The organism is Gemmatimonas sp. (genome assembly GCF_041689975.1).
Taxonomy (GTDB): Bacteria; Gemmatimonadota; Gemmatimonadetes; order Gemmatimonadales; family Gemmatimonadaceae; genus Gemmatimonas.
This window is the reverse complement of record NZ_JBDNFF010000216.1, coordinates 1-5991: the sequence shown is the minus strand read 5'-3', so window position 1 is coordinate 5991 and position 5991 is coordinate 1. Positions and strand designations below refer to the sequence as shown.

The following is a 5991-nucleotide window of genomic DNA, read 5'->3' as shown; positions in this document are numbered from 1 at the left end:
TGCTCGCCCAACGGGCACCACCGAGATGGTCCCGCCATCGCGCGTCATCCGTTCGGAGAGCTCGAGGACGGCTCCGCGAAGACGACCGGGTACCGGCGTGAGGCCGATACCCGTCGATTGGTCTGTCAAGAAACTTCTGCCTACCGTGTCAAAACACATCTACGTGCCGACAGCCGACTGTTGTCACGCAGTCAAAATTTGACAACATGAGCAAAAGTTTCTTGACAGTCGTTGTCCAGTGTGTGAACTCGGGGTAGCGGCTACAGCACACCAACGACGGCGTCCGCGCCGCCGTCACTCTGCCGCACTGAGCGACTGAGCACTTCATCAAAACGTCGACGAAACTCCAGCGGATACGCGATGCGCGTGATCGGCTGTTGCGACCCCCCGGTGCCCACGATGTGAATGTCGCCGTAGTTGAGCATTCGGCCTACGATGCCTTGATCCACTCGGATACTTTCGATTTTTAAGAGATTTAGCTCCACGGTGCGCCGACTGATCAGGCCGACCTTTGCAATGATCCGGCGATTAGTGATCACCACCTCTGACGTCATTTTCGTCAAGATAGGAGGCGCCACGCAGAGGACACCCATAACAAAGTAGATCGTCGCAGCGGAAGAAATACCTTGGGAAAGCTCCTGCATAAACACCCCCACAATCATCGCAGCGACCCCAGCAAAAAGGCAAAATCCGCCAAAGGGCAGCGCAAGCCAGTAGGAAACTAAGGCGATTTTTCCTTCGTGAAGCACCGTCTCACCGCTGCCACGGACCGATTCAACATACGAGCTCATACCCTTCCTCTCTGTAGAATGACACGTACGGCGCATTGCACAACACTTCGCCATCCGGTAAGCGAAATGCCAAGGTCACTTTCTGGTTGGAGACAGAGCATGTCAGTCCAGAGATGACTGAGTACAGCAAGGCGACTTCGCAGCTATGGATTGATGATCCCAATAATGCCTCCGCTGGACGCCTTCAGCGGTGGTCGCTCGCACCGACGATTCTAAACTAAGCACCAAACAGCATGATCGCATAAGCATTGTCATTGAGGTGTGCAGCGAAGTGACGGAGAATAATTCATCTATCATCGGGCCACTTTGGGGTTGTAGACGATTCTACCGTCTAGTACAGGCTATGCTCCGTCAGCATCGCACATTTTATAGAAATGATAGAGATGAGGTCCGACTCAGCCTCAATGTGCACTTCAAATCCCGCGCGATTTCAACCGGTCATCGCAACGTGTCACGTGGGGGAGGCAAGCTCCGTCGAACGCGAGACAGACGCTGCAACGAATTCGCCGTGTTCCCGAATCTGACTATGTGGCCCTGTACTTAGCAGGTCGCCGGACCGCGGCTAAATACTTCGCCCATGTTCACTCGCCTCTCTACCGAAAACGCCTACCCCAACAACGCCAGCCACTCCCCACACTCCACCTGCGCAAGCGCCTGCGCAATGTGCCGTCGCGCCGCCACCGCCGCCGTGGGCAGCAACCGGCGCAGGGCGGGACCCACGCCATCGGGGTCCGACACCACAAGCCCTAACACACCGGCCTCGGCGAGCGCCTCATCACCGATCCATCGTGCCGGTGTTACCGGCTCCGCCAACAAGCCGGCGGCGACGAGGAGCCCGCGGACCACCCATTGATCGCCGGGACCCGACGCGTCCAGTACACGCTGAACCACGCGCACGTCTCGCAACAGCGTGCCCAACACCAGCATCGCGTCACCCACCAACGCGGTGGTAACGGGCGCGCCGATGAGGTCGATGGCGGCGCTCACCGCATCCACGCGGTCGAGCTGTTCGGCCAGCGGTGAGGCGCCGACGCCGATGCGCCACCCAACCGCACGCGCCATAGGGATGCGTCGCGCCCGACGGAACACCGGGTGCACGCCGCCGCTCCGGCCACGCTGTAGCGCGTTGAGCCCACGCTCGAGGGGCGCGAGCGCATCGAACGTGATCATGGCGGTCTCACCGATCACGCGGAGATCGTCGAGATCGACGAAGCGCTCGGGCACGGCGAGGTCCCGCCACGACAGGATCTGCTCCACGGCATTGAGGTCGTCCATCCGCGTGATGCACAGGTGCATCATGCGCTTCCCGCGACCGCTGCCCTTCCCCCAGACCGGCTGCGCGCTGATCCACTCGTGGACGCGCAGCACCGCGGTTCGCTGGTGCGCGATCATCGCGGGCCACTGGTCGGCGGGTAGGGTGCGCTTCAGCAGGTCCCGCATCGCGACCCCCCGGAGCGCGACGAGATCAGTGACCGCCGGGCTGCAGTGCGTGCTGTTCTCGCGCGCGGATTCCAGCAGCGCGCACTCGCGCGCGGGCTCGACGCGAAGCAGCATGTCGCACACGGTCATGGAGGCCGACTCGAATGCCGTCGGCGCCGCGATCCCGAACCGAACGGGGACTAATCGTCCCGCGGTGTACGGCGTCGAAAACACACGGACCCCCGACTCCTCCGGCGACTCGCCCTGCGCCCCATCGAGGCGTGCCGCCTTGAGCGCCTGGGTCAGACCGACGGTATCAAGCGCACGGACGCCGCCGTTGTCGTCACCCGTCGCGCGCACCCAATCGATATATAGGGAGAGCTCGGCGGCCGACGTCGGGTGACCCAACGCGTGTCGCGCCTCCTCCGTCAACTGGATCGCCGCTTCGCGCGCCGTGGCGGCTTCGCCGTTTTTCGGTGGCGCGAAGGACAGGCTCGCGGGACACCACCAATACACGAGCGCCCGTTTCGGATCGCCCGCCCCGGGGCGCGTGGTCGTCGCCATGTGCACGCTCCCCGGTTGCGTTACGGCCCCTGGCACACGCGAGGTCCGAGGCGCCGCCTCCGCGCGGAGGATCTGCCAGAGGTGGGTCTTCGCCTGCTTGTCGACCGCCCCGTGATAGCCCACGAACGGCAATGCCGCCGTCACGTCACGCGTGGTGACAAATCGCTGCGCGCGCTCCGCCGCGTACGCCAGCGCCAAGAGCACGGCGACGCGAAAGTGGGTGCCGTCCACCGGCACCGGGCGGACTGGGGCGGCGTCCACGTGAACGTACGTGCTCCCGCCTGGCTGGTCGTCGACGCGTCGCAGGATGCCATCGCGGACGAGTCCGTGCACCGTGACCGACAACGGCCGTGGACGTTCACCGTCTCCGAACTGCGGCCACTGCTTGGCCACGTCTCGGGAGCGCAGCGCATATCCGAGCGCGTTACCCGCCCGCAGCCACGCGCGCGCCACGCGGTCCTTCTTGGAATCGGTCCCGGCGATGTCTGGCGCGGTGGCGTGGTCTGCCTTGTCCGCGCGTGGCCGTCGGTTCGTCACTTGGAACCGTGCCGCGATCCGGCGGGCGACGGCGCCGCGTCCAGCGTGTACAGGAACAACGCGCGGTTGAACGGCACCGTCTCCCGCGCCACGTTCGTCTGCGCATCCGCCAACTCCGACGACAGGAACGCGGAGAAATAGCGCCGCGCATGCAGCACGATTTTCCCGACCGGCATCTTGCGACCGAGCGCCACGTGATTGGCGCAGAACGTCGCCCACTCGTCCACCCCGATGCTGGTGATGTGGTGGCCGAACCCGGGGAAAATAGCCTGATAACAGGGCCCGATGGCGTTGGGCGGCAGCGTGTCGACGTGGATCGCTTCGGACCACCGGTGGCCGTTGTCGGCGTCGCCGCGGACGACGTCCAACAACTTGGACGTGCCGACGAGGAGCACGCCGACGCCGGCCGCCTTGTACGACTCCCCGTCTGGACCGACCACGACCCGTCGGTCGTCTCGCTCGGTCGCATCCGCCATGATTTTCCGGAGCTGATCAACTGCGCGGTCATTGAGGTATTCCGCCTCGTCGCACACGATCACGCCGTAATTCTTGTTGAGGAGCGCGGACACCAGCTCATGCCGTAGCGTGTCGTCGTCCTTTCGCATGCCAAGGTGGCGATCCCGGAGGCCGGGCGACACCTTCTGGAGGAGCGCGAGGAGAAACTCGCGCGCCGTCTTGCTCTGTAGGCCGTGTGTCGTGAGGACCCGGCGCACACGATACGCCTCGGGCATCGCCGCCAGCAGTCGCTCCTCCTCATCACGAAGCAGGCGGATTGCGCGACCTACCGCCGTGCTTTTGCCGCTCCATTTCGGGCCGATGAGCAGAATGCCCGTTTTGAGCTGCAGCGCCTTGTTCAACGCGTCTTGCGTGGAGGCGAGCACGGCGCCCATCGCGTGCACGGCGTCGAGTGCCGGAATGCGCAGCTCCTCCGCCGCCGTCACGTGATCGACGTTGTGTGTTCCGAGTGTCAGCTGGACGGGCATGGCGGGGTCGGGTGAAGTGAGAGCGTGCGATACGCGGGGTCGTGAATTCAGCCTACCGCATCCAACCCGTCTTGCCCGGCATCATCCTGCAGACGGTCCAACCGGCTCCGCCGCGACGGGCGCGGCAGCGGATCCGTCGCAGACTCCACCGACGGCGCCGGGGGCGGTGTCGGCGGCGCGTTCGTGTCGGACGGCGGCGCCTCTGGCGACTTGGCGGCATCGCGCTGCCTGCGCAGATGCGTCCGCGCCTCCTCCTCGTCGGCCGCCGTCGCCCCTGGCCCGTAGAGATCGTCCTTTTTAGCGCCACGCGCGGCATGGGATTGCGCCGCGTAGAACCGCGAGTTCGCCGTCGCTTGCCGCGCGACTTCTTCGGCTCGCCCAGGCTGACTGGCCCATTCGACTTTCGGCGACAGCCAATACCACCGGCCCTCGTTGTTGGCGAAGATCCCGCGCTGCAGCGGGTCGGCCTTGTACGTCACCTCAGCGTCGAGCATCCACTGGAATTTCCCGTCTACGCTATAAGCGAACACCGTGGACCCCCCGTCGTGGTGGTGCACAATGCCCTCGTCCGTCACCAGCGTCGCCTTGGTCTCGAGCGCCCCCAACACGTCAACGCCACGCCGCGCCTGCTTGGCGTCCCACCGGCTGCGGAAATGCGCCCGCCGCGTCATCCGGACGCGCTTCGACACGTGTTCGCTGTTGAAAAAGCGCACGCGGCCGTCCAGCATGGAGCGGGATTCTTCGATATTCGGCAGGCGCATCACGTTGATGGGCTCCTTCCGGAACACGCGTGAGCCCGCACCGGCGCTTTGGTCTCGTTCGGACTTCGGATCCTGCGCCAAGCGATCCATCGGGATCACGCGGTCGATGTGACTCGGGAAATCGGCGCACAGCGCTTTCACCACGCCGATGATGCGCTCGATCTTCCCGCGGTTGATGGGGCGCATTCGCGGCAACTTCGGCACGTGCATACCGCTTTCGTCGCCGGAGTATGGCCGACCGGCGGACTCGGTGACCTCGTCCGCATCTTCGTCGAGGGCATCGACGCGTAGATCCTCCGAGGCGGGGTGGAACGACGCGACGTCTACTGCCAGTCGCTCACCGAGATCCTTCAGGATCGGCCGCAACTTTGCGTGCGTCGTGTGGTTGTCCCAGCGCAACGTGCGTGGCAGGTACCCCACGAAATCCGCAGTCGCCGGCGTCGCGAGTGGCCCACCCCAAGCCGCGCCGATCAGCGCGGCCAACACGTCGCTCGCTTCAAACCCGCTGCGCATCACGCGCCCCGTGACCGGATCTCGTCGGACCGTCGGGTCGACCAGCCAGTACCCGACGACCGCGCTCGTGAGATGATCGGCGATCTTGATCACCGTCGGCCGCAGGGAGAACCATTCCTCGACGTCGGGATCGAACGCTCGCGAGAACCAGGGCGCGGCAAATTCGTCGAGCGTCCACACGTCGTGGGGGAACCGCGCCGGCACCGTGCTATGTACCGCCCCTTCGAGCTGCGACACGCGCGCGCCGAACCGTGCTGCCGTGGCCTGCCCACGCCCGAGGAGGGCGACACAGCGTTTCACCGTGTCGTACGAGGGGACACCGACCCCGAGGCGTTTGGCCTCCGCGACGACGCGCACATGGAGCGGGGCCACAGGGGAGGCCTCGCCCGCCTCCACCGCCGTTTTGATCATTTTACGCAGGCT

At 64.9% G+C, this 5991-nt stretch carries 3 protein-coding genes and 1 pseudogene; all 4 read right to left on the bottom strand.

The window, feature by feature from the left end; all coding sequences use genetic code 11:
* Window positions 1–260: 260 nt before the first annotated feature.
* On the bottom strand, window positions 261–791 hold the full coding sequence (locus tag ACESNG_RS13585; protein ID WP_373069389.1) for a PH domain-containing protein: 531 nt from the start codon (window positions 789–791) through the stop codon (window positions 261–263).
* 606 nt (window positions 792–1397) lie between these two features.
* Window positions 1398–3311, bottom strand: coding sequence for a hypothetical protein (locus tag ACESNG_RS13580; RefSeq protein ID WP_373069387.1), 1914 nt, complete (start codon window positions 3309–3311; stop codon window positions 1398–1400).
* Window positions 3308–4294: an AAA family ATPase gene (locus tag ACESNG_RS13575; protein ID WP_373065482.1), complete on the bottom strand. Its 987-nt coding sequence runs from the start codon at window positions 4292–4294 to the stop codon at window positions 3308–3310. The genes ACESNG_RS13580 and ACESNG_RS13575 overlap by 4 nt, the downstream gene beginning before the upstream one ends.
* A 47-nt stretch (window positions 4295–4341) precedes the next feature.
* Window positions 4342–5991: pseudogene (locus ACESNG_RS13570) on the bottom strand (hypothetical protein); the annotation flags it as partial.